The sequence below is a fragment of the Rubellimicrobium thermophilum DSM 16684 genome (genome assembly GCF_000442315.1).
GTDB lineage: Bacteria > Pseudomonadota > Alphaproteobacteria > Rhodobacterales > Rhodobacteraceae > Rubellimicrobium > Rubellimicrobium thermophilum.
In genome coordinates, this window is the sequence record NZ_KE557320.1 from 978,988 (window position 1) to 1,001,905 (window position 22,918).

Below are 22,918 nucleotides of genomic sequence, written 5' to 3' on the forward strand. Positions count from 1 at the left end.
GACGACTGGGATGCGGCGGCGCTCCCTCAGACCTCAATCCGAGGACCGGTCCATGAGTGACCTGCTTTCCCGTCTTCTGTCCGAGCGCGACTGGCTTCTCGCCGACGGGGCCACCGGCACGAATCTGTTCAACATGGGCCTTGCCTCGGGCGAGGCACCGGAACTCTGGAATGTCACCCATCCCGACCGTATCCGCGCGCTCTACCGGAGCTGGGCCGAAGCCGGTTCCGACCTGTTCCTGACCAACAGTTTCGGCGGAAATGCCTCGCGGCTGAAGCTCCATGGTGCCGAAGGCCGGGTGCGCGAGCTCAACCGGATCGCGGCCGCCATCGCCCGCGAGGTGGCCGATGCCGCCGGGCGACCCATGGTGGTTGCCGGGTCTGTCGGTCCTACCGGCGAGATCATGGAGCCGATGGGCACTCTGACCCGAAGCGCCGCCATCGAGATGTTCCACGAACAGGCGGAGGGCCTGAAGGAAGGTGGCGTGGATGTCCTCTGGGTCGAGACGATCTCGGCCGCCGAGGAGTTCGAAGCCGCGGCCGAGGCCTTCCGCCTTGCCGGAATGCCGTGGTGCGGCACGATGAGCTTCGACACCGCCGGGCGCACCATGATGGGCCTCACCGCCGCCGCCATGGTGAAGATGGTCGCACGGCTGTCCCATCCGCCGCTGGCCATCGGGGCCAATTGCGGGGTCGGCGCATCGGATCTGCTGCGGACGGTGCTGGGCCTTGCTGCCGCCGGCCCCGAACAGCCCCTGATCGCCAAGGGCAATGCCGGCATCCCCCGCTTTCACGAAGGGCACATCCATTACGACGGCACCCCCGAGCTGATGGCGGATTATGCCGTCCTCGCGCGCGATGCCGGGGCACGGATCATCGGAGGCTGCTGCGGCACCACGCCCGAGCATCTGCGGCGGATGCGCGAAGCCCTCGAGACGGCACCCCGCGGCGAGAGACCCACGCTCGAGACGATCGTCGAGAAGCTGGGCCCCCTGTCCTCGGCCAGCGATGGCAACAACGAGGAGGAGCCCGTGTCCCGACGCGGCGGACGGCGCGGGCGCGGCTGAAGCCGGTCCACCCTCAGAACAGCGAAAGCTGGGAGCCGGATCCCCCGGGGACCCGGAACAGATCCGTGCGCAACGGCGGCAGGGCACGCGCCAGGCCGAGACGCCGGCAGGCCAGGTCGAAGCGTGCTGCCAGAAGGCGTGCCCATTCCCCCTGCCCGGTCATCCGCCGACCCCAGGCCGGATCATAGTCGCGCCCGCCGTGCAGCTCGCGCACGCGGTTCATCACGCGGGCTGCACGGTCCGGAAAGCGTTCGGCAAGCCAGTCGCGGAACAGCGGCGCCACCTCTGCCGGCAGGCGTAGGACGATCAGCCCTGCCGCCTTCGCGCCGCTCTCCGCCGCTGCGGCCAGGATCGCCTCGATCTCGTGATCGGTCAGGGCGGGGACCACGGGGGCGACCATCACGCGCACGGGGATGCCCGCCCCGGCCAGACGCCGCAGCACCAGAAGACGACGCGCAGGCGAGGGCACCCGGGGCTCCATCGCCCGGGCCGTGGCGGGATCGAGCGTGGTGACAGACAGCCCGACATGGACAAGCCCCTTCGCCGCCATCGGCGCAAGCAGGTCGATGTCCCTCTCGATCAGCATGCCTTTGGTGGTGATGGCGACAGGGTGGTCGTGCGCGGACAGGACCTCGAGCAGGCGGCGCATGATGCGCCGGTCGCGTTCGATGGGCTGGTAGGGGTCGGTATACGTGCCGATCGCGATCACGCGCGGCACATACCCCCTTGCCGCCAGTTCGCGCCCCAGCACCTCCGGCGCCTGAGGGCGGGCAATCAGGCGCGTCTCGAAGTCGAGCCCCGGAGACAGCCCGAGCCAGGCATGGCCGGGACGGGCAAAGCAGTAGATGCAGCCGTGTTCGCAACCGCGATAAGGGTTGAGCGAGACATCGAAACCCACATCGGGCGAATCATTGGTGGTCAGCACGCGGCGTGGCCGCTCCTCCGTCACCTCGGTGCGCAGGGGCGTCGGCTCCTCCTCGCGGTCCCAGCCATCCGCGACGATGACATGACGGTAGGGCTCGAAGCGGCCGCTGGGATTGCTGGCCGCTGCCCGTCCCCTGCGGCGCGCCGGTTCGATGCGTTCGGTCTCCTCCATGTCGGCATGATTAGAACAAAGCACGAACATGACAAGAGGAAACCCGATCTTGCCTTGCCTTCGGGTCGGTCCCATCGCAGGGGAAGTCGCAATCCGCCGCGACCTGCGGCAAGCTGCGCCGCATTGAGGCATCGACCGCCCATTCGAGGACAGATCATGGCCGACGACGAGATCATCCTGAGCGAGCTCGACGACGACGACCTCGTCGCGCAGATGCATGACGACCTGTATGATGGTCTGAAGGAGGAGATCGAGGAAGGCGTCCGCATCCTGCTCGATCGCGGATGGGCGCCTTACGACGTGCTGACCAAGGCCCTCGTGGACGGGATGACCATCGTCGGTCAGGATTTCCGCGACGGCATCCTCTTCGTACCCGAGGTCCTTCTGGCCGCCAATGCGATGAAGGCCGGCATGGCGATCCTCAAGCCGCTGCTGGCAGAAACGGGCGCGCCGCGTGTCGGCAAGATGGTGATCGGCACCGTCAAGGGCGACATCCACGACATCGGCAAGAATCTTGTGTCGATGATGATGGAAGGCGCGGGATTCGAGGTTGTGGACCTCGGCATCAACAACGCTGTCGAGAAATATCTCGAAGCTCTCGAGACCGAGAAGCCCGACATCCTCGGCATGTCGGCGCTGCTGACCACCACCATGCCCTACATGAAGGTCGTGATCGACACCATGAAGGAAAAGGGCATCCGCGATGACTATATCGTGCTGGTCGGCGGGGCACCGCTGAACGAGGAGTTCGGCCGGGCCATCGGCGCCGACGCCTATTGCCGCGATGCGGCCGTGGCCGTCGAGACGGCCAAGGCCCTTGTCGCCAGGCGGCACAATCAGAGGACCTCGGCAGGCTGACCGGATTTCCCGACGATACGGCCCTGACCGAAACGGGCCTTGCCCCCGAAGGGCGCGGGCGTGTCCTCGTCCTCGCCTGCGGGGCCCTGGCGCGCGAGATCCTGGCCCTGCGCGACCTCAACGGCTGGTCGCACATGGATCTGCAATGCCTGCCCGCGATCCTCCACAACCACCCCGAGAGGATCGCCCCCGCCGTGGAGCCGCCGCGACCGAGGCCCGGACCCGCTACGGACAAATCTTCGTGGCCTATGCCGATTGCGGCACCGGAGGCCTCCTGCAGGCGGTGTGCGACAGGCTCGGCCTGGAGATGATCGAAGGGCCCCACTGCTACAGCTTCTTCGATGGCAACGAAGCCTTCGCAGCCCGCGGCGAGACGACGGCCTTCTACCTCACCGATTTCCTCGTGCGACAATTCGATGCCTTCGTCTGGAGACCGCTCGGCCTCGACCGGCATCCGGAGCTGCGCGATCTCTATTTCGGCAACTACGAAACGCTCGTCTATCTGGCGCAAACCGATGATGCGACGCTCGATGAGCGAGCCCGGCACTGCGCCGAACGGCTTGGCCTGCGCTATGAAAGACGACTGACAGGCTATGGCGATCTGGCCACGGCGCTGAAGGCCGCCCTCTCCCGCCCGTGAGGCCGGACCTGCCCGACAGCCATCAGACCGCACCGAAGACCAATCCGCCGGCTGGACGCACAGGGCCCGGCGCGCTAACGCTGTCGCATGGAAATCCGCCGCATCACGCCCGATTACGCCGTCACGCCCCAGATCGCCCCCGATGACGTGCCCGTCATCGCCGAACAGGGGTTCCGCACGGTCATCTGCAACCGGCCCGACGCCGAAATCCCCACCGAGCTGTCCGCACAGGTCATCCGCGCGGCCGTCGAGTCGGCAGGGCTGCGATTTGTCGAAAACCCCGTCACCCATTCCACCATGACGCCCGAACGCATCGCCGCGCAGGCCGCCGCCATGGCCGAAGCGCCGGTGCTGGCCTACTGCGCCTCGGGCACGCGATCCTCGGTCCTGTGGGCGCTGATGCAGGCAGGCCGCATGAAGACGGACGAGATCCTGGCCGCCACGGCACGGGGCCGGCTATGACCTCTCCGCCCTGCGACCAAGGCTCGAACAGGGCGGCTGATCCCCTCGGCCTGCCAGAGCGGCAACGCCCCCGCCGCCTCCGATCCGGCGGGACAGGACGCTCAGGGCAGCGCATCGGGCAACCTCATGGACAGGGGGCCGGCCGCATCCTCCCCCGGCACAGCGGACGGATCGGCCGCCAGCGCCCCTTCGATGCGGATCGCACGGCGCCCCCCCATCTGGCCGAGCCGCGCCGTGCCCAGCGCCACGCCGCCACCCCCTCGACCCGGACGGAGGCCGTCGAGACGCCGGGCAGCAGCAGCACCTGCCCCGGTTCCCATCCCTCCACCTCGCAAAGCGGGAGGGTCAGCCGATGCAGCACGGCGGACAGTGTCACCTCTGCCTCCAGAACGCGGGGGGCGAGGCTGGCGCCGGGCGCAGCATGGTCCGCCCGTTGCGGGGCCGGTGGAGCAGTCAGCAGCAGCGCAAGCAGGCCCTGACGCCCTCCCCCCCCCACGATCGAGCGTCAGGCGCAGAAGACGACAGGGCCCCTCCGGCAGGGTGCCCTCAACCTCGCGCAGCGAGGCGAAATGCCCCCCGGACACGGCACCGGCGATCCAGGATTCCAGCGGACCATCAGCCAGGGCCGTCCCCAGCTCGGCCAGAAAAGCCGTCGCAAAGGGAATGCACAGAAGAGCATCGGTGGCCGTCGGCGGGCGCGGCGGCGACGACCGCGGCAGCGCCGAACCGAGCAGGCGGGCCTCCAGCAGGGCGGAGCGCGCCTCTCCATCGAGGGCGATCAGGCCGCCCGCCGCCCCCCCGCGATCCACGCGCAGCAGCAGCGCCCCCTCCGGCAGAAGGGGAAGCAGCGTGTCCAGGCTTCCCTCCTCCTCCCCGATGCCGAGGACGGACAGGGCCAGGCCCGCGGCCCGCTCGGCCGCCCGCACGGTGGCGATGCGCAGCGCGCGCCGGGACGCGACCCCAGCCGGCCTGTCGCCGGATGGCCGCATCATGCGCCGCAGGACAGCCCCTGTCGAATCGGACATGACACCCCCTTTCCATCGGTCGGGGTCATGCTGGCAAAAAAATCGTTGATATTCCGTTAACGACGCATGCTATTCGGCCGCCCGGGCAAGCCTCTGCGGCAGCACCACGCGAAAGGCCGCCCCGCCCATGCCGGGCAGATAGGTCACGGATCCGCCCAGCCTTTCCATCACCTCGCGGCAGATGGCCAGGCCCAGCCCCGCCCCACCGGGCCCCGCCCGCCCCGGCGCAGAGGGCAGGCGGGCGAAGGATTCGAAGGCCAGATCGCGCTCGGCGGCCGGAATTCCGCGCCCGTTGTCGATGAAATCCACGACAATCTCTGTTCCCCGCAGACGCGCCACGATGCGCAGCTCCGGATCCGGTGCGTCGCAATACTTGCGCGCGTTGGAGGCCAGGTTGATGAACACCTGTGCCAGACGGTCGAGATCCGTGCAGACCGGGATCGCCTCGGCAGCCGGATCGCGCAGGACCCGCAGGGGGCCGGACGGCACCACCCCGGCCGCCGCCAGGGCCCGGTCGATGACATCGGACAGCAGCCCCTCGCGCGGGTCGAGCCGGATGCGCCCCAGCCGCAGGGATGGACAGATCCAGAAGCTCGTCGAGAAGCTGCGTGAGACGCTCGGCCTCGCCCTCGACGATGGCAGCGAAGCGGCGGACCTCCTCGGGGCGCAGGCCCTCCTCGCGCAGGATGGCCGAGAAGGACCGGATCGCGGTCATCGGCGTGCGCAACTCATGGCTGATGCGGCTGAGAAAGGCATCCTTCTGCTCGGCCAACCGGGTCAGCTTGCCCAGCGCCTCGCGCAGGGCGCGGGCCGTGCGCTCCAGCTCGGCGGACTTGGCCTCGAGCCGGGCGGAATAATCCATGATTCGTTGCGCTTCGCCGGCGACGGCCATGAGGTCCTCGACGGTCACGGTCGCGCCCTTGGCGACCTGGCTGACGATGGCATGAGCGGCCGCGGATCCCACGGAGCCGGCGAGCTGGCGTTCCAGAGCGGCGACGAAAGCCGGCGTCACGTCAGGCAGATGCCCGGACTGACCCTGGGCCTCGGCCTCGCGGCGGAAGAAGTCGAGCGCGGCATCCTGCCCCAGAACGCGCCCCGCAATGACGAGCAGCTCCTCTGCCTCGCCGCCGCCGCGTCCCACGGCGCGCGGGGCGACCGCACTGTCGAAGATGTTGACGAAGGCCTCGCCCTGGAGCCGCTCGACCGGCGACGGAAAGGTGACAAGAGAGACGCCCAGGAAGACCAGCGTGTTGAGCGCGAGCGACCACAGGACGGAATGCAGCAGGGGGTCCATCCCCTCGAGCCCGAACAGCGCATGGGGGCGAAGCCAATCCAGCCCCCAGGGTCCGGCAGCATGGACCTCGGGGGGCAGGGCGCCGAAGGATGGCAGGAACAGCGTCCAGGCCCAGACGGCCGCGCCGACCAGCAGACCGGCCCCTGCACCGCGCGCAGTGGCTCCGCGCCAGACCAGCCCGCCGACCATGGCCGGCAGAATCTGGGCCACACCCGCAAAGGCGATCAGGCCGATGGCCGAAAGGGCCGCACCGGTCCCCGTCCAGCGGAAATAGAGATAGCCCAGCGCCAGCACCCCCGCGACCGACAGCCGCCGCGACAGCAGCACCACACGACGCAGATCGCGTGAGCTCTGTTCTGCCGGGCGGCCGCGCAGGAACAGGGGCGCCACGATGTGATTGGACACCATCGTCGAAAGGGCGATCGTCGCCACGATCACCATGGAGGTGGCGGAGGAAAACCCCCCGAGGAAGCTGAGCAGCGACAGGGCGACCTCTCCTTCGGCCAGGGGCAGGGTAAGGACGAAGAGATCCGGGTTGGAGCCGGCGGGCAGCCGATCGAGCCCCATCACGGCGATGGGCACGACGAACAGGCTCATGGCCAGGACATAGAGCGGGAAGGCCCAGCTTGCGACGGCAAGCTGGCGGTCATCCTCGTTCTCGACGACCATGACATGGAACATCCGCGGCAATGTGACGAAGGCCGCCGCCGAGAGCAGGATCAGACCGGCCCAGCGCGCCCCCTCTCCCTGCCACAGCGGCACGGGAGAGGCGTCGATCCGTTCGAGCGTGGCCGCCACACCGCCCGCAAGCCCCCAGACCACGAACACCCCGACGGCCAGCAGCGCCACGAGCTTGACCACCGCCTCTACGGCGATGGCCATGACGATGCCGTGATGGCGCTCGGACGGGTCAAGGTTGCGGGTGCCGAACAGCACGGTGAACAGGGCCAGGCCGGCCGCCGTCCAGATGGCGACAAGGCCCGCATCCTCGGCCATGCGCCCGCCTGCCATGCCCTGGGCGAAGGCGGCGAAGGACAGGCTGATCGACTGGAGCTGCAGCGCGATATAGGGCGTGATTCCCGCCACTGCCATGAGGGTCACGATGGCGCCGATCGGCCCCGACTTGCCGAAACGCGCGGACAGCAGATCGGCGATCGATGTGATGCGCTGCGCCCGCCCGATCCGCACGAGGCGACGCAGCGTCCACCACCAGCCGATCATCACGAGCGAGGGGCCGAGATAGATCGTCAGGAATTCGAGCCCCGAGCGCGCCGCATAGCCCACGGCGCCGTAGAAGGTCCAGGCCGTGCAGTAGATCGACAGCGACAGCGTGTAGACCAGCGGCGAGCGCAGCCAGCGGTCCCGTCCGCGGCGCGCGCCCCGTTCGGCCGCAAAGGCCACCGCAAAGAGCAGGGCAACATAGACGAGCGAAACCGCCACAAGCGTGTTGAAGGTCAGCGTCATAGCCCGTCCTCCGGAGCGTCCTCCGGCTGTCCGCCCGATCTGAGCAGGCGCGACAGGATCCCCGCCGCGAGGATCGGCCCGGCCCAGACGCCGAACAGATAGAGCAGAGCCCCCGCATTCGAGGGTGGCGTGCCCTGTCCCGACGCGGGCCAGAGCAGCGGCACGAGCAGCAGCGCCGCCCCGAGCACCGGCAGCAGGCAGGCGGCATCGCGCAGGCGCGTGCGACGGTAGCGGCGGCGATCGAGGAAGGGGGGCCTGCCGCGCCGCGCCACGCCCTAGCCCCCCGCGAGGCGCCGCACCTCCGCCACGAGTTCGGCATTGGCGAAGGGCTTGGTCATGAACCCCGTCGCGCCGAGCCGCAGGGCCAGATGGCGGTCCTTCTCCTGCCCGCGCGCCGTCAGCATCAGGACGGGGATTGCGGCGGTCGCGGGATCGGCCCGCAGGGCCCGCAGCACCTCGAAACCCGACAGGCCCGGCAGCATCGCATCGAGAACAATGACTTCGGGGGAACCGCTGCGCACCCGCTCCATCGCCGTCGCACCGTCGGCATGGGCATGCACGGTCCATCCGTCGCGCGTCAGGATGAAGCTCAGCGCCTCGACGATATTGGGCTCATCCTCGATCAGCAGCACCCGGCGTCCCACGTCCCCTCCCCTGGCTGCAGGATGACCCGAGTATCGGGATCGCCGGGCCGGCACACAAGCCGGCATGCATCAGCCCAGGATCGAGGGTTCGCGCCGGGCCGGGCAGGCGGGACGCGGGCAGAGGCGGCAGCCCGGCCCCACGGGACGGTCATCGGGCGCAGGCTCGGGCGGGGCAGGCCGCACCAGCATCGTCGTTTCCCAGACCGGCGGCTCTCCGGGGAGGGGTTCCTCGCGCAGGGCGGCAACGGCATGACACAGAAGACGCGGCGCCCCCTGACCCGGCAGGGCTGCAACCATCCGCAGCGCCCGACCGGGTCGGGTCAGCGCCTCGGACAAGGGCCAGAGGGGGCAGGCCCCCGGAACGGGGAAAGGACAGGCCCTCGATGGGCTTGAGATGAAGCAGCGTCCCGCCCCATCGGCAATCGCAAGACCGGTGGCGGATGCCCGTCGTCCGGCGGCAGGGCGGCAAGACGGCGCAGGATGCGCGGAAGCGGCTGGCCAAAGGCCCGGGCGAGCATCGCCGGTTCATGCCCCATCTCCCGCGCGGCACGGGCAAAGGGCCCGAGAGGCAGGGCGGCAGCATCGGCCGCATAGCGGGCGACAAAGGCCGCCACCAGCTCGCCCGCCGCACCGGACGGGAGCGGATCGGCCAGAGCTTCGCCGCGTTCGATCTCGGGCAGACGGTAATCCCGGGCCTCGAGCCAGCGGCCGGCTTCCTCGGCCGGCGAGGCGGCCAGCGCCACGCCCCCCCTCTCGGGCGCCTCGAGAAAGCGCACCAGGGCGCGCGTCGCGTCGGCCAGCGCCTCGCTGTCATCGTGGATGTTGTGCAGGAAGCGTTCGCGCCAGTCGCGATCCAGATCCGGGCTGTCGGCCAGGATCCCCGCGGCAGAGCGGATCGCGGTGACGCCCGAGAGCACCTGATGCAGCGCCCGGGCCAGATCGTGATCATGATCAAGCCGCCCGGCCAGTTCGCTCACACGGCGCGACAGCGCCTCGATGCGCACGGACTGGCGCAGGATCAGCGCCGTCCAGCCGGGAAAGCGTTCGGCCATTTCCTCGGCACGGGCGATTTCGGGCGCAGGGCGCAGACCTGCGGCTTCGGCCTCGAGAGCGACGGCGCGCAGCGCCTCGGCCCGCTGGGCCTCTCCCCCCTCAGCCAGGGCAGCCGGGTCGAGCCCCAGCGCGGCGGCCAGATCGAGCAGGAGCTTGCCACCGATCCGCCGCTGCCCATGTTCGATCCGGTTGAGATAGGATGGCGAGATGCCGACCCGGCGGGCCAGATCGGCCTGCCGCAATCCCCGTTCCTGCCGCCGGTCGCGCAGGCGCGCGCCCGTGGTTCGCCCCTCGGCCATGCGGATCGCTCCCTCCCGCGGGGAGGCTAGCGGGCAGAGAACAGGGCCGGCAAGGCCGGAGCCGCATGCCCCGATGGATGATTCCCTGCGCATCCCCCCCTGCCCTTTACCCTTTCTTCACATCCTGATGTCCAGAATCGGGGCGGGGGCGCAAATCCGAAGGGAATCCGCCATGGACACCGGTCTCACTTTCTCCCTCCTCCCGGCACCGCAGGTGATGCCGGATCTGCGGCCTGCGGCCGATGCTGCGGCCAGCGCCAGGCAGGATCGCCCGCCCGCCGCGCTGGCCCCGGCGCATCCGCTGCCCTGTCCCGCGCTGCAGGCACACGCCCTGCGGAGCCTGCTGTCCAGCGAGGGGGCCGGCACCGGAGGGCCCGATGCCGTCGATCCGCCGCGCCGCTTGCTCAAGCCCTTCGGGATCGAGATGCTGCCTTCCGAACGGCGGTGCGAGGAGGCCAGGGCCGAGCGGCGCAACGACCCGCCCCCCCGCGCGCGGAGCATGACGGCTTTCCCCGCTGCCCCCTCTCGCGTATAAGCCCTGCTCAACCGGCCCTCGGGCCGTCCGGTCGCTGCGGCCCTGCCTGCGCGACAGGCGGGGGGAGCCGGACGGGCGGGACGACACGAAAGGGCAGTCCATGAGCAACAGGGACACGCACGAGAGCGATGTGGGATTCATCCGCGCGCTGGCCGAGCTGCTGCGCGCGAACGATCTCACGGAGCTCGAGGTCAAGCGTGACTTCGGAGAGAATGACAGGCTCGTCGTGCGGGTTTCCCGCGGCGGAAGCGTGGTGACGATCCCGGCCTCCCTGCCGCCGGCCCCCTCCGGCCCCGCGCCCTCCGCGCCGCCTGCCGCAGCCGCGCCGGCAGCCGCAGCCAGCCCCGTCCCGGAGGATCCTGCCGCCCATCCCGGCGCCGTCATCTCACCCATGGTGGGGACGGTCTATCTCCAGCCCGAACCGGGCGCCGCACCGTTTTGTCCAGATCGGCCAGACCGTGAAGGTCGGCGACACGCTCCTCATCATCGAGGCCATGAAGACGATGAACCAGATCCCCGCACCGCATGCGGGGGTCGTCAAGCGCATCCTGGTCGATGACGGTGCGCCTGTGGAATACGGCGCGCCCCTGATGATCATCGAGTGAGCACGATGTTCGACAAGATCCTGATCGCCAACCGGGGCGAGATCGCCCTGCGGGTCGTGCGCGCCTGCCGCGAGATGGGCATCCGGTCGGTCGCCGTCCATTCCACCGCCGATGCCGATGCGATGCATGTCCGCATGGCCGACGAGGCCGTCTGCATCGGTCCGCCGCCTTCTTCGCAAAGCTATCTGAGCTTTCCCGCCATTCTCTCGGCCTGCGAGATCACCGGCGCCCAGGCGATCCATCCCGGCTATGGCTTCCTGTCGGAGAACGCCGCCTTCGTGCAGGCGGTGGAGGATCACGGCATCGTCTTCATCGGCCCGAGGGCCGAGCATATCCGCATCATGGGCGACAAGATCACCGCCAAGGAGACGGCACGGACGCTGGGCATCCCGGTCGTGCCCGGATCGGATGGCGGGGTGCCCACGCTGGCAGAGGCCCGGCGCATCGCCGGAGAGATCGGCTATCCCGTCATCATCAAGGCCACGGCCGGCGGCGGCGGACGGGGCATGAAGGTCGCCCATTCGCCCGACGAGATCGAGACCGCCTTCGGCACCGCCCGATCCGAAGCCAAGGCTGCCTTCGGCAATGACGAGGTCTATATCGAGAAATACCTCCAGAAGCCCCGGCATATCGAGATCCAGGTCTTCGGCGACGGAAAGGGTGGCGCCGTGCATCTGGGAGAACGGGACTGCTCGCTCCAGCGGCGTCATCAGAAGGTGCTCGAGGAAGCCCCCGGCCCCGTCATCCGTCCCGAGGAGCGCGAGCGCATCGGACGCATCTGCGCCGAAGCTGTGGCCAAGATCAACTATGCCGGGGCCGGCACCATCGAATTCCTCTACGAGGACGGCGCCTTCTACTTCATCGAGATGAACACCCGCCTGCAGGTGGAACATCCCGTGACCGAGGCCGTCTTCGGCGTGGATCTCGTGCGGGAGCAGATCCGCGTGGCCGCCGGTCTGCCGCTGTCCTTCCGGCAGGAGGATCTGCGCCTGAACGGCCATGCCATCGAGGTGCGCATCAACGCCGAGAAGCTGCCCGGCTTCTCCCCCTCGCCGGGCCGGATCACCCAGTATCATGCGCCCGGGGGCCTCGGGGTGCGGATGGATTCGGCTCTCTATGACGGCTACCGCATCCCGCCCTATTACGATTCCCTCATCGCCAAGCTCATCGTCCATGGGCGGGACCGGGACGAGGCGCTTGCCCGGCTGGGCCGGGCCCTGTCGGAGCTGATCGTGGACGGGGTCGATACCACCGTGCCGCTGTTCCATGCCCTCCTGCGCGAGCCGGCCATCCGCGAAGGCCGCTACGACATCCACTGGCTCGAGCGCTGGCTGCGGGAGAACATGACCGCCGCAGCATGACCTGGGGACAGGGGTGATACCGATCGTGAAGGGCGAGGACCTGTCCTCCGATCTGCTGCTGCAGGCCTATCGCGTCGGCCTCTTTCCCATGGCCGAAACGCGCGACGACCCGGATGTCTTCTGGGTGGAGCCGAAGCGTCGGGGAATCCTCCCCCTCGACGGGTTTCATCTGTCCCGCTCGCTGCGGCGCACCATCCGGCGGGGGCGGTTCCGCATCAGCTTCGATCAGGATTTCGCCGGCGTCATCGCCGGCTGCGCCGATCGCTCCGAGACCTGGATCAGCGGTCCCATCGCCCGGGCCTATGAGACGCTCCACCGCGAAGGCCATGCCCATTCCGTCGAGACCTGGGAGGGCGATGCGCTGGTGGGCGGCTGCTACGGCGTGGCCATCGGCGGCGCCTTCTTCGGCGAAAGCATGTTCTCGCGCAGGAGGGACGCCTCCAAGGTCGCCCTGGCCGCGCTGGTGGAGCGGCTGCGCGCGGGGGGCTTCGTGCTGCTCGACACGCAGTTCCTGACGCCCCATCTGGCCTCTCTCGGCGGGCGGGAGGTGCCAGCCGCGGAATACCGCCAGCTTCTGGCCAGGGCGCTGCAGGTGCCCGCCCGATGGGAGATCACGGCACGCACCGCAGAACCCAGACATCGTAGCGGGGATGATCCATCGCGTTGAGCGCCGGAGCAGACGCGATCATCCAGCCCTCGAACAGGGCGGTGTCATCGGCGATGGTGCGGATCGAGACAAGGGCATAGGCATCCCCCGACGGATTGTCCGCCGGATAGCGGCATTCGCCCATGACGATCATGAGCGAGCCGATCTGCGCTTCCTCGCCGGGGGCGAGTTCGATATCTGCCGTCGAGCCGTCGAGCTTGTCGAGGACACGCAGCAGCCCCGCGCGCCCGGCAACGACCGCACCGGTCGCCCTGTCGGGGGCCTCTCCTCCGGGCGCCTCCTCCGCCGTCCCTTCCGCCGTCCCCTCGGTCACTGCGCCGGGCTGCGCCCCGTCGCGCGCCGGCGGCCTGATCGTCAGGCTGTCCTGCGCCGCCGCCACCCCCGGCAGCATCAGGGCCAGGACCAGCCCCAGGCACCGCCCCGCCGTCATGGCGCGACCTCCCCCGACGATCCGCCGGAGATGTATTGCAGCAGCAGGTTCAGCAGGCTCACGGCGCCCTGGGTATCCAGGATCTCGCCCCCGTCAGGAAGCGTCTCGAAGGACGCGCCGGGCACGATCTCGACGAAACTGCCGCCCAGGAGGCCTTCGCTCGCCACCACGGCCGACGAATCCTCCGGGATCGGCACATCGGCGGTCAGGGTCATCTCCGTGCGGACGCGGTAGGTCTGGGGATCGAGCGCAAGACCCGTAACGCTGCCGATGCGGACGCCCGCCATGCGCACATCCGTCCCGACACTCACCCCCTCGACCGAGCGGAAGCTGGCCAGGATGCGGATGCCCTGCGAAGACCCGAGATGGCCTGCGCGGTCCAGCGCGAAGAGCAGGAACAGACCGGCGACGACAAGGACCAGGGCGCCGGCCGCGACCTCCAGCGGATTCTCGCGCATCAGCGCATCAGTCCGGCATCCAGGCTTCGTAGTCGCGCCGCTCGACCGGATCGGGGCGACGCAGCGAGCCGGGTGGCGCATAGGCCAGATCGGTGCCGGTCAGATTCGGCAGATGGGGCTTCTCCCAGGGCTTGCGGCGCAGGGGCTTCTCGCTGGGCGCCTCGTCATAGTTGCGGTGAAGCCAGCCGAACCAGTCCGGCGGCACGCGGGAGGCCTCGGCCTCGCCGTTATAGATGACCCAGCGGCGGCGCCCGTCGCGCGAGCGGTAGTAGATATTCCCGAACTCGTCCTCGCCGACCTTCACGCCATGGCGCCGCGTCCAGAGCTGGGTGCCGTAGGTCTGGCCGTCCCACCAGGTGAAGATGCGTCTGACTGCGGTCCAGAATCCCATCGCGCGAGCCTCCCGTGCTGGGGTCTCCATGCCCCGGATGGAACAGAGGGTCAATGCGCCAGGCCCTCCCCTCGCCGTGATGGCGGCTTTCCGTCCGGACAGGCGCCGGAGCAACCGCACAGCCCCCGAAAACAGGCCCCTGAGACAGGCCCCTGAGACAGGCCCCTGCGGGGGCATCGGCCTTTGCGGAGATGATCCGGTCCCTGACCCTGTCTTCTTGTCCTCTTCTTTTGTTGTCCTCCGTCTTCTTCCTCCTCCTTCTGCCATTGCGACCGATGGGGCCGTTCTGGCACGGAAGCGTTAAGAAAGGGTAAGCGCAACGCGCGCTCCGGCCCCGATTCGCGCAACACCCCCCGGCAGCCCGTCCTCTCCTGCCCGGCCGTGCCGTCAGGCCAGCGGAGGCAGGCCGAGGCGCGGAATCTCGATGGCGGGGCAGCGGTCCTGGACCACCAGCAGGCCCGCGGCCCGGGCGCGGGCTGCGGCCGCATCGTCGCGCACGCCGAGCTGCGTCCAGAGGGCAAGGGGTCTCGGCTCCATCGCCAGAACCTCATCGACGATGCCGGCGACCTCCTCGCTGCGGCGGAACACGTCCACCAGATCGACTGCCTCGCGGATTCCGGCCAGCGAGGCGCGCACCTTTTCGCCCAGATGCTCCTGTCCGGCGAGACCCGGATTGACGGGGATGACGCGATAGCCTCTGGATCGCAGGAAGCTCGCGACGCCGTGACTGGGCCGTGCGGGATTCGCGGAATAGCCCACAAGGGCGATGGTCCTTGTCCGGGTCAGGATGTCCCGGATGAGCGCGTCATCGGTCTGGGTCATGGACGCCTCTCCGCGAAAAAAGCGCCCGGGCACGGGACCCGGGCGTTGCAGGTGTGGAACGAGGGACAGTGAAGCGAAGCGCGCAGGTTCCAGATGCGCGCATGGGAAATACGTGCGGGAGGGGCATCGGGTTCCCGTCCGGGCAGGCCACAGCGATCACATTGCCGTGATGATGCCGCAAGTCCGCCATCATTCCGCCCCATTCGCCCGTCTGGCGGCATAGAGCGCGACGGCCCCGGCATTCGAGACATTCAGCGATCCGAAGGCCCCCGCGGCCGGAATCCGGGCGAGACTGTCGCAGAGGCTTCGCGTGCGTTCGCGCAGGCCCTCGCCTTCGGCGCCGAGCACGAGGGCGAGCGGCCCGGCCCTCCGGCCGGCAAGGGCCGAATCGAGATCCTCTGCCGCGGCCCCGTCGAGGCCCAGAAGGACAAAGCCCATGCTGCGCAGCGTCTCCATCGCCTCGGCCAGGTTCTTCACGCGCAGATAGGGCTGGCGTTCGAGCGCGCCCGACGCGGCCTTGGCCAGGGCGCCGGTCTCGGGCGCGGCATGCCGTTCGGTTCCGATCACCGCGCGGGCGCCGAACACCTCGGCCGAACGCAGGATCGCCCCGACATTGTGCGGATCCGTCACACGGTCGAGCAGAACAAGCAGCGGCGCCCCCGGCCCTTCGGCCAGGGCCAGATCCTCGAGCCGGCCCCAGGCGAGGGGGCGGGTCTCCAGCGCGGCGCCCTGATGGACCGATTCGGGATCGAGCGGGGCGGCAAAGCGGCGCGGATCGCTGATTTCCGGCGTCATGCCGGAGGCGGCGATGGCGTCCTTCAGGCGGTCGGCCGCATTCGGCGTGACGACAAGGCGCAGCCTTTCGCGGCGGGGATTGAGCAGCGCATCGCGCACGGCATGAAGGCCGAAGAGCCAGACCGTTTCGCGTGCAGCGGCCCGGCGGGCCCGTTCCTTCTCGATCACCCAGGCAGGCTTCTTCATCGGGGCACCTCCCGGGATGTTCCTTGGCGGGGGGTGCGGGCGGGTGCAACCGCTTTTCCCCGTTGACCCCCCTGCCCGGCCCGGCTATTCCGCCCCGCGTCGGGCGACGTGCTGCAAGGTGCGGCAGCGGACTGTAACTCCGCCGGGGAGACCCATGCCTGGTTCGATTCCAGGGTCGCCCACCATTTCCCCCTTTCCCTTCCGCATCCGTCCTGCGGGCAGGCCGGCCGCGAAGGCAGACCCTCACCCCTCCCGATCAGCCCTCCTGCCGCAGCACCAGATCGGCCGGAACGCTCTCGGCGGCGACGAGGCGCCCGTTGGGCAGGTCGTTGCCGTCGAGCTTCCAGGCGATCTCCTCCTCCGACAGGCCATAGCCTTCCCAGCGGGCCCGCAGGCGCCTTCGCAGGATCGGCTCGGGCACGTCGATGCGGATGGTGAGATCGAAGAAGGGATGCAGGCTGCGCCAGGGATCGCGGTCGAGCAGCAGCCAGTTGCCTTCGCAGAGGATCAGCCTCACGGAAGCCGGGATCGGGCGGGCACCGGCCCGGGCAATCTCCAGATCCCGGTCGAAGACGGGGACGAAGACCCCGTCCTCGCCCGCGCGCAGACGGGTCAGCAGATGGCGCAGGCCGGCCACGTCGAAGGTCTCGGGCGCGCCCTTGCGGGGCCGCAGCCCCGCGGGGACGAGCCAGAGATCGTCGTAATGGAAGCCGTCCATCGGCAGCACCGCCGCCGATCCGGGCACCTGTTCATCGAGCCGCCGGGCCAGCGATTCGGCCAGTGTGGACTTGCCCGATCCGGGCGGGCCGACGATCGCGCAGATCGTCCGGCCCCCTGCCGCTGCCCGCCCGGCCAGATGGCGCAGCAGGCCCTCTTCATCCGTCGGTCTGGTCATGCGATGAGCCGATACTGGCGCGCCTTGTTGCGCAGGAAGGGCAGGCCACGGTCCATCACCTCCTCGAAGCTCTCGGCCACGGGACGCCAGACGGCAAGGCCATAGGCCACCTGCGGCGGCATGTTGATGAAGCTTTCCATTGCAAGCCCCCCCTTGAACCCGATCGCGGCGAGGGCGGCGAAGATCTCGTCCCAGTCGCAGGTGCCTTCGCCCGGGGTGCCGCGGTCGCTCTCGGAGAGGTGGATGTAGCGCAGATGCTCGCGCGCATCGAGGATGCCGTTGGCGACGCCCTTCTCCTCGATATTCATGTGGTAGGTATCGAGATGGATGAAGATGTTGTCGGCGCCGACCTTCTCGATCATCTCCACCGCCTGCCGGCCGGTGTTGATCAGGTGATTCTCGTAGCGGTTCACCGGCTCGATCCCGAAGGCGAGGCCGAGGGCCTTCGCATGCTTGGCGGCCGCTTCGAGCGCGCGGGCGATGTTGTCGTATTCCTGCGGCGTCGGCGGCACCCCGGTGCGCTGGCCGATGCCGCCATAGGTCACGCCCGAGAGGGCCTCGGCCCCCATCTCGGCCGTCTTGTCGAGTGCGCGCTTCAGATGCGCGATGGCGCCTTCGGGGTTGACGCTGGCCCAGACGGGCTCGGGCAGTCCGAGGGAACAGACGGCGCGCAGGCCGTGCTTCTCCAGCAGCGCGCGGGTATGGGCCGCATCCACGATCGCGGTATCGAGCAGCGCGATCTCGATGAAATCCATCTTGTAGGCGGCGGCGGCGGGAATGGTCCGCTCGGCCCCCGCGCGGTCCCAGTGCATGGTCCACATGCTCGTGTGGACTCCGAAACCCTGCATCACGAATGCTCCCTTGCTGTGAAGACGGGCCGGCGCTCAGGCATGGGCGCCGACGATGTAGGAGACGACCTCGGCCATGCTGGTCTCCTCGCGCCGCAGATCGGCGGCGACGGTCCCGCGCTGGAGGACGACCATACGCGAACAGGCCTGGAAGACGTCGTTGAGGCGGTGCGAGATCAGGATCACCCCGATGCCGTCGGCCGCCATCCGCTCGATCAGGGCCAGGACCGAGTTCACCTCGCGCACGGCCAGGGCGGCGGTGGGTTCGTCCATGATGACCAGACGCGGCGCGAAGGTCAGCGCCCGGGCGATGGCGATGGTCTGCTGCTGACCGCCCGAGAGCATCCCCACGGGGATGTGGATCGACGGCACCCGCACCCCGAGCCGGTCCACCATGGCCTGCGCCTCGCGGTCGATGCGGGCCTTGTCCACATGGCCGGGCAGAAGGCCCCAGAGTCGCCGCGTCGGCTCGCGCCCGAGGAAGATGTTGTTGGCCACGTCCTGCTGAGGAGCAAGCGCCAGATCCTGATAGATCATCTCGATCCCGCGACGGCGCCGTTCGCCGGGCGGCAGGAGCGTCACATCCTCGCCCGCGAAGCGGACGACACCGCGGTCCGCAGCATAGACGCCCGTCACGGTCTTCATCAGCGTGGACTTGCCGGCCCCGTTGTCGCCCAGAAGGCCGACCACCTCGCCCGCCTCCACCTTCAGCGTGATGCCGCGCAGCACCTGAACGGGGCCGAAGGCCTTTTCCACACCCTCGAGTTCCAGAAGACTCACAGCACCCTCCCCCTCTGGCGGATCTGGTCGAGCCAGACGGCGGCGACGAGCACCGTGCCGATGGCCATCTGCTGCCAGTAGGCCTGGACCGCGAGCAGGTTCAGGCCGTTCTGCACGACCCCCATGATGAGCGCGCCGACCATCGTCCCGAGGATCGAGCCGCGCCCACCGAAGAGATTGGTCCCCCCGATGATGGCAGCGGTGATGGCCAGCAGTTCGTAGGTGAGGCCCGCCGTGGGATCGCCGGTGTTGACGCGGGCGGTAAACACGAGCCCCGCCAGCCCCGCCATCAGCCCCGAGAGGGTATAGAGCATCAGCCGCAGCCGGCGCACATCGATCCCCGTGGCGCGGGCGGCGGCCTCGTTGTCGCCCAGCGCAAGGGTGTGATGGCCAAAGCGGGTATGCGCGAGCACCCAATGGGCGATGAGCGCCGTCCCGATCAGGATGAAGATCGGCGTCGGCACCCCGAAGGGGCGCGCCTGTCCGAGAAACAGGATCTCGGGCGGCATGCCGTAGATCCCCTGCCCGCCCGAGATGATGAGCGCAAGGCCGCGCGCGATGCCCATCATCCCCAGCGTGACGATGAAGGCGGGCACGCGCGCCACCGCCACCGTCAGCCCGTTGACGAAGCCCGCCGCCGCCCCGGCCGCCAGCGCACCGAGGATCACGAAGGGCCAGGGCAGGCCGAGATAGGCCGACATCGCCGCCCCCGTCACGGAGGACAGCCCCAGCACCGATCCCAGCGACAGGTCGATGCCCGCGGCGCAGATGACGAAGGTGGCCCCGATGGCCAGGATCCCCACCGTTGCTGTCGCAAGCAGGATGTTGAAGAAGTTCGACAGCGACAGGAACACGGGCGACAGGATCGACAGGACGACGACCAGCGCCACAAGGACGAGAAGCGATTCGGCCCGCACATGGGCGCGGCCGAGCGCACGATTGAGGGCGCCGAGAGGCGCACGGATGACGGCTGTCATGGAAGGCTCCCGCAGGGGCCGGGCCGGAGCGGATCCGGCCCGGTTGCAACGGATCAGCGGACGTATTCGAGAAGCGGCTCGGTGCCGGCCTCGAGCACGTCCTTCGTCAGGACGAGGGTGGGGACATAGATGAAGTCCTCCACCTCCTCTCCGGCGAGGACGCGGCCGGCGTTCTCCACCGCCTGCTTGCCGACCAGATAGGGAAGCTGCGCGACCGAGGCATCGAGACGGCCGTCACGGATCGACCGCACGGCATCCGAGTTGCCGTCCACGCCGATCACCGTCACCTGATCCTGCTTGCCGGCGGCGAACACCGTCTCCACCGCGCCCAGCGCCATGCCGTCATTGGCGGCGAAGATGGCAACCAGATCGGGATGGGCCGTCAGCACGTCATTGGTGATGTTGGCCGCCTTGCCGCGGTCCCAGTCGCCGGGCAGGCGGGCGACGATCTCGAGCCCCGGGGCCAGTTCGGCCAGCCGGTCGGCAAAGCCCTGGGCGCGCCGTTCGCCGGTGATGTTGCCGGCCAGCCCCTCGATGACGAGGACCGGGCCGGTCGCCTCGGCTCCGATCTGGCTGACCAGCCAGTCCGCGGCCTGCGCCCCGGCGGCGACATTGTCCGAACCGATGGAGAAGGCAATCTCCACCCCCGCCTGGGCCGCGATCTCATGATCCAGATTGCCGTCGAGATCGACCACGGGGATGCCCATCTCGTTGGCGCGCTTGAGGCAGGGCAGCAGGATCGTCGAGTTGATGGCCGCGGTGATGAAGGCGTCCATCGGCGTCTCGAGCATGGCATTGCAGGCATTGAGCTGGGGTTCGGCGGCCTGGTCGCTTTCCACGGCCTGGACGATCACCTCGATCCCCGCCTCGGCGGCGCCGTCGCGCACACCCTGTTCCATCGCGCCCCAGAAGGGGTTGGCGAGGGTCTTCATCAGCACGCCATAGGTGTTGGTCTGGGCCCAGCCCGCCCCGGCCGTCAGGCCGAGCAGCGCGACCCCCGCAAGAATCCTGTTCATGGTTCCTCCCATCCTCTTTCCGGTCCCCTGTCTGTCCGGGAGCAAGGCCCCCGCCGGCAACGCACGGGCGGGACCGGGCCCGCACGCGCCGGATCCCCTGTTCAGGGCGGCACGAGGGTGCCGCGTTCGTGCAGGATGCAGGGCGCGCGTTCGGAGACCGGCCCTCCCCCCTCTCCGCCGATCCGGGCCATGAGGCGGGCCCAGGCGCGGCGCGCGATCTCCTCCACCGGTTGGGCCACGGCGGCGACGGGAGGATGCATGTGCGCCATCCAGTCCGCATCGTCGAAGCCGACAAAGGCCAGATCCCGCCCCGGCATCAGTCCGCGCCGCACCAGGGCCGACCAGCCCGACAGGGCGATCAGGTTGGTCAGCGCAAAGACGGCGCGCGGGGCGGGCGCCCCCTCCAGATGCGCGGCGAAGGCGTGATCGGCGCTTTCCACGCTCCAGCCGCAGCGGAGCGGCTCGAGCGCGACGCCCGCAGCCTGCGCAGATGCCTCGGCCCCGTTCAGGCGTTCGGCGATGTTCGGCGCCGAATCGTCCGAGAAGGCCAGCAGGACCCGGTCATGGCCCAGATCGGCCAGGCGCCGGATCACCGCGGCCGCCGCGGCCCGCCCATCGGCCCCCACCTCGTCGGTGCCGTGCGGTCCCCCCCGTGCGGTCGGCCACCACGACCGGCAGGCCGAGCCCGTCCAGCGCCTGCGACGAAGCCGCCGGCACGACGATCAGCCCCGCCAGACGCCAGTCCATCAGGGCGAGGATCTCGCGCCGTTCGGCCTCCGGATCGTCATGGGTGGACGCGGCGGTGATCCGGTGCCCGGTCCGGGCCGCCTCGCGCTCGAGCGCGGAGAGAAGCGCGCCGAAGAAGGGGTTCTGGAAATCCGGCAGCACCACCCCGACCAGCCGCGATGTCGCCCGACGCAGATTGGCCGCCATCGCATCGGCGCGGTAGCCCAGAGCCTCGGCCGCCGCGAGCACGCGACGACCGATCTCGTCATCCTGGGGGCGGCGGCGGTTGAGGACATTCGAGGCGCAGCCGGTGGAGACCCCCGCCCGGCGGGCCACATCCCGCAGCGACGGACGCAAGGGCGCGCGCAGCGATGTCGCGATCTCTGCCCCCTTTCGGGCCATGGCCGGATCCTCCCCTTGCATCACGCTATCAAAAAACGTTTCATGAGCACAAGAGGCTTGTCCGGGCCGCCGGTCTGCGACAAGCGGGAGGAGGAGACATCATGCGCGTCATCTACGATCCCGAACCGCGAAGCACCGCGGAGATCCTGTCGCCGCAGGAGGAACGGCTGTTCCGCAGCCGCCATGAGGTGATCGAATGGCAGGGAGAGGACAGGGACGCCTTCTATGCCGCCCATCTGCCGGAGGCCGAGGCGGTGATCGGTCAGCAGCCGATGGACCGGGAGCGTCTGGACCGCGCCCCGAAGCTGCGCGTCATCGTCAATGTGGAGACCAACTTCCTGCCCAATATCGACTATGAGGAATGCTTCCGCCGCGGCATCCATGTCATCGCGCCCGGCGGTGTCTTTGCCCTGCCCGTGGCGGAGATGGCCCTGGGGATGGCAATCTCGCTGGCCCGGAACATCCATGGCGAACATGCCGCCTTCCTGCGGGGCCAGGAACGCTGGCTGTTCGCAGGCAACCGCGAATCGGAGCTTCTCAGCGGCTCGACCGTGGGAATCATCGGCTATGGCGATCTGGGCCGGGCCCTGCATGCGCTGCTGGCGCCCTTCCGCGTCCGCGTGCAGGTCTTCGATCCCTGGTTGCCGGAGGGATATCTGCGACGGATGGGCCTCGAACCGGTGCCGTTCGAGCGCCTGATGGCCGAGAACCGATTCGTCTTCGTCATGGCCGCCATCACGACCGAGAACGCCGGAATGATCGGCCGCGAGGCCCTGGCCCGGATGCAGCAGGGGGCCAATCTGCTGCTGATGTCCCGCGCCGCAGCCGCCGATTTCGACGCCCTGGCCGAAGCCGCCGCCGCGGGCCGCATCCGCGTGGCCACCGATGTCTTTCCCGTCGAACCGCTACCCCAGGACGACCCGCTGCGCCGCGTGCCCGGCATCCTGTTCTCGCCCCACCGGGCCGGCGCCCTGACCCAGGCCCTGCGCGAGATCGGAACGCGGATGCTTGAGGATCTCGACCTGATCGAACGGGGCCTGCCACCCGTCTCCTGCCGGCGGGCAGAACGCGAGACGGTCGCCCGCTTCCGCTCCATGCCCGTCTCGAAGAGCTGACCAGTGCG

The 22,918-nt window shown here is 69.4% G+C and carries 24 protein-coding genes, 1 tRNA gene and 3 pseudogenes; 9 read left to right on the forward strand and 19 right to left on the reverse strand.

All coding sequences use genetic code 11. The features are described 5' to 3' along the window. Positions 1-52 precede the first annotated feature (52 nt). Positions 53-1,066 carry a betaine--homocysteine S-methyltransferase gene (gene bmt, locus RUTHE_RS05720; protein WP_021097374.1) on the forward strand — a complete coding sequence of 338 codons (1,014 nt, stop codon included), beginning with the start codon at positions 53-55 and terminating at the stop codon, positions 1,064-1,066. 13 nt (positions 1,067-1,079) lie between these two features. Here the strand turns inward: bmt and RUTHE_RS05725 are convergent, their stop codons facing one another. After that, positions 1,080-2,162, reverse strand: a complete 1,083-nt coding sequence (locus tag RUTHE_RS05725; protein WP_040645358.1) for a PA0069 family radical SAM protein — start codon at positions 2,160-2,162, stop codon at positions 1,080-1,082. 156 nt (positions 2,163-2,318) lie between these two features. On the opposite strand from RUTHE_RS05725, the gene RUTHE_RS05730 reads away from it, so the two are divergent. The 3 genes and pseudogenes from RUTHE_RS05730 to RUTHE_RS05740 all read left to right on the forward strand — a co-directional run bounded on the left by RUTHE_RS05730 (position 2,319) and on the right by RUTHE_RS05740 (position 4,122). Beyond that, entirely contained in the window at positions 2,319-3,020 is a 702-nt protein-coding gene (locus tag RUTHE_RS05730) for a corrinoid protein (protein ID WP_021097376.1), read from the forward strand. After that, positions 3,017-3,660: pseudogene (locus RUTHE_RS05735) on the forward strand (DUF1638 domain-containing protein). Before RUTHE_RS05730 ends, RUTHE_RS05735 begins: the two are co-directional and overlap by 4 nt. An 87-nt stretch (positions 3,661-3,747) precedes the next feature. After that, positions 3,748-4,122, forward strand: coding sequence for a protein tyrosine phosphatase family protein (locus RUTHE_RS05740; RefSeq protein ID WP_021097378.1), 375 nt, complete (start codon positions 3,748-3,750; stop codon positions 4,120-4,122). 101 nt (positions 4,123-4,223) lie between these two features. Here the strand turns inward: RUTHE_RS05740 and RUTHE_RS17420 are convergent, their stop codons facing one another. The 6 genes and pseudogenes from RUTHE_RS17420 to RUTHE_RS05765 form a co-directional block, all read right to left on the reverse strand. Continuing rightward, positions 4,224-5,147 (reverse strand): hypothetical protein, encoded by a 924-nt coding sequence (locus tag RUTHE_RS17420; protein ID WP_021097379.1) that lies wholly within the window; start codon positions 5,145-5,147, stop codon positions 4,224-4,226. 69 nt (positions 5,148-5,216) lie between these two features. Further along, a pseudogene (locus RUTHE_RS05750) lies at positions 5,217-7,905 on the reverse strand (ATP-binding protein). Further along, positions 7,902-8,177, reverse strand: coding sequence for a hypothetical protein (locus RUTHE_RS05755; RefSeq protein WP_021097381.1), 276 nt, complete (start codon positions 8,175-8,177; stop codon positions 7,902-7,904). Before RUTHE_RS05755 ends, RUTHE_RS05750 begins: the two are co-directional and overlap by 4 nt. A 3-nt stretch (positions 8,178-8,180) precedes the next feature. After that, positions 8,181-8,549 carry a response regulator transcription factor gene (locus tag RUTHE_RS05760; RefSeq protein WP_021097382.1) on the reverse strand — a complete coding sequence of 123 codons (369 nt, stop codon included), beginning with the start codon at positions 8,547-8,549 and terminating at the stop codon, positions 8,181-8,183. A 69-nt stretch (positions 8,550-8,618) separates the two neighbouring features. Next, positions 8,619-8,846 (reverse strand): short-chain fatty acyl-CoA regulator family protein, encoded by a 228-nt coding sequence (locus tag RUTHE_RS15365; protein ID WP_051150380.1) that lies wholly within the window; start codon positions 8,844-8,846, stop codon positions 8,619-8,621. 23 nt (positions 8,847-8,869) lie between these two features. Next, the gene (locus tag RUTHE_RS05765; protein WP_021097383.1) at positions 8,870-9,901 is read right to left on the reverse strand and encodes a helix-turn-helix domain-containing protein; all 1,032 of its coding nucleotides are present in this window, start codon (positions 9,899-9,901) and stop codon (positions 8,870-8,872) included. A gap of 635 nt (positions 9,902-10,536) precedes the next feature. Between RUTHE_RS05765 and accB the strand changes: the two are divergent. The 3 genes and pseudogenes from accB to aat all read left to right on the forward strand — a co-directional run bounded on the left by accB (position 10,537) and on the right by aat (position 13,069). Continuing rightward, positions 10,537-11,041: pseudogene (gene accB / locus RUTHE_RS05775) on the forward strand (acetyl-CoA carboxylase biotin carboxyl carrier protein). A 5-nt stretch (positions 11,042-11,046) separates the two neighbouring features. After that, on the forward strand, positions 11,047-12,402 hold the full coding sequence (gene accC, locus RUTHE_RS05780) for an acetyl-CoA carboxylase biotin carboxylase subunit (RefSeq protein WP_021097386.1): 1,356 nt from the start codon (positions 11,047-11,049) through the stop codon (positions 12,400-12,402). Positions 12,403-12,490: 88 nt separating this feature from the next. Continuing rightward, positions 12,491-13,069 (forward strand): leucyl/phenylalanyl-tRNA--protein transferase, encoded by a 579-nt coding sequence (gene aat, locus RUTHE_RS05785; protein WP_211217730.1) that lies wholly within the window; start codon positions 12,491-12,493, stop codon positions 13,067-13,069. Here the strand turns inward: aat and RUTHE_RS05790 are convergent. From RUTHE_RS05790 to rlmB, 5 genes are all read right to left on the reverse strand, one after another. Beyond that, a complete protein-coding gene (locus tag RUTHE_RS05790; protein WP_021097388.1) occupies positions 13,014-13,499 on the reverse strand; it encodes a DUF2155 domain-containing protein in 486 nt (161 codons plus the stop codon). The two genes, aat and RUTHE_RS05790, sit on opposite strands and share 56 nt — an antisense overlap. Continuing rightward, positions 13,496-13,957 carry an outer membrane lipid asymmetry maintenance protein MlaD gene (gene mlaD, locus RUTHE_RS05795; protein ID WP_021097389.1) on the reverse strand — a complete coding sequence of 154 codons (462 nt, stop codon included), beginning with the start codon at positions 13,955-13,957 and terminating at the stop codon, positions 13,496-13,498. The genes RUTHE_RS05790 and mlaD overlap by 4 nt, the downstream gene beginning before the upstream one ends. Positions 13,958-13,964: 7 nt before the next feature. Next, the gene (locus RUTHE_RS05800) at positions 13,965-14,348 is read right to left on the reverse strand and encodes an NADH:ubiquinone oxidoreductase subunit NDUFA12 (RefSeq protein WP_021097390.1); all 384 of its coding nucleotides are present in this window, start codon (positions 14,346-14,348) and stop codon (positions 13,965-13,967) included. Positions 14,349-14,735: 387 nt separating this feature from the next. Beyond that, positions 14,736-15,170: a CoA-binding protein gene (locus tag RUTHE_RS05805; protein WP_021097391.1), complete on the reverse strand. Its 435-nt coding sequence runs from the start codon at positions 15,168-15,170 to the stop codon at positions 14,736-14,738. A gap of 189 nt (positions 15,171-15,359) precedes the next feature. After that, on the reverse strand, positions 15,360-16,151 hold the full coding sequence (rlmB, locus tag RUTHE_RS05810) for a 23S rRNA (guanosine(2251)-2'-O)-methyltransferase RlmB (protein ID WP_021097392.1): 792 nt from the start codon (positions 16,149-16,151) through the stop codon (positions 15,360-15,362). Between the two features lie 101 nt (positions 16,152-16,252). Between rlmB and RUTHE_RS05815 the strand changes: the two genes are divergently transcribed. Then, positions 16,253-16,336, forward strand: a tRNA-Tyr gene (locus RUTHE_RS05815). A 71-nt stretch (positions 16,337-16,407) separates the two neighbouring features. On the opposite strand, the gene RUTHE_RS05820 is transcribed toward RUTHE_RS05815, so the two are convergent. The 7 genes from RUTHE_RS05820 to RUTHE_RS05850 all read right to left on the reverse strand — a co-directional run bounded on the left by RUTHE_RS05820 (position 16,408) and on the right by RUTHE_RS05850 (position 21,795). Further along, positions 16,408-17,046, reverse strand: coding sequence for a nucleoside triphosphate hydrolase (locus RUTHE_RS05820; protein ID WP_021097393.1), 639 nt, complete (start codon positions 17,044-17,046; stop codon positions 16,408-16,410). Then, a complete protein-coding gene (locus tag RUTHE_RS05825) occupies positions 17,043-17,894 on the reverse strand; it encodes a sugar phosphate isomerase/epimerase family protein (RefSeq protein WP_021097394.1) in 852 nt (283 codons plus the stop codon). Before RUTHE_RS05825 ends, RUTHE_RS05820 begins: the two co-directional genes overlap by 4 nt. Positions 17,895-17,930: 36 nt before the next feature. Beyond that, on the reverse strand, positions 17,931-18,674 hold the full coding sequence (locus RUTHE_RS05830) for an ATP-binding cassette domain-containing protein (RefSeq protein WP_021097395.1): 744 nt from the start codon (positions 18,672-18,674) through the stop codon (positions 17,931-17,933). Then, positions 18,671-19,651, reverse strand: a complete 981-nt coding sequence (locus RUTHE_RS05835) for an ABC transporter permease (RefSeq protein ID WP_021097396.1) — start codon at positions 19,649-19,651, stop codon at positions 18,671-18,673. The genes RUTHE_RS05830 and RUTHE_RS05835 overlap by 4 nt, the downstream gene beginning before the upstream one ends. 53 nt (positions 19,652-19,704) lie before the next feature. After that, complete coding sequence (locus tag RUTHE_RS05840) at positions 19,705-20,667, reverse strand: sugar ABC transporter substrate-binding protein (protein WP_021097397.1); 963 nt, start codon at positions 20,665-20,667, stop codon at positions 19,705-19,707. 101 nt (positions 20,668-20,768) lie between these two features. Further along, the gene (locus RUTHE_RS05845) at positions 20,769-21,260 is read right to left on the reverse strand and encodes a substrate-binding domain-containing protein (protein ID WP_021097398.1); all 492 of its coding nucleotides are present in this window, start codon (positions 21,258-21,260) and stop codon (positions 20,769-20,771) included. After that, positions 21,229-21,795 (reverse strand): LacI family DNA-binding transcriptional regulator, encoded by a 567-nt coding sequence (locus RUTHE_RS05850; RefSeq protein WP_021097399.1) that lies wholly within the window; start codon positions 21,793-21,795, stop codon positions 21,229-21,231. The genes RUTHE_RS05845 and RUTHE_RS05850 overlap by 32 nt, the downstream gene beginning before the upstream one ends. A gap of 101 nt (positions 21,796-21,896) precedes the next feature. Here RUTHE_RS05850 and RUTHE_RS05855 point away from each other — a divergent pair, with 101 nt between their 5' ends. Further along, complete coding sequence (locus RUTHE_RS05855; RefSeq protein WP_021097400.1) at positions 21,897-22,910, forward strand: NAD(P)-dependent oxidoreductase; 1,014 nt, start codon at positions 21,897-21,899, stop codon at positions 22,908-22,910. Positions 22,911-22,918 lie beyond the last annotated feature (8 nt).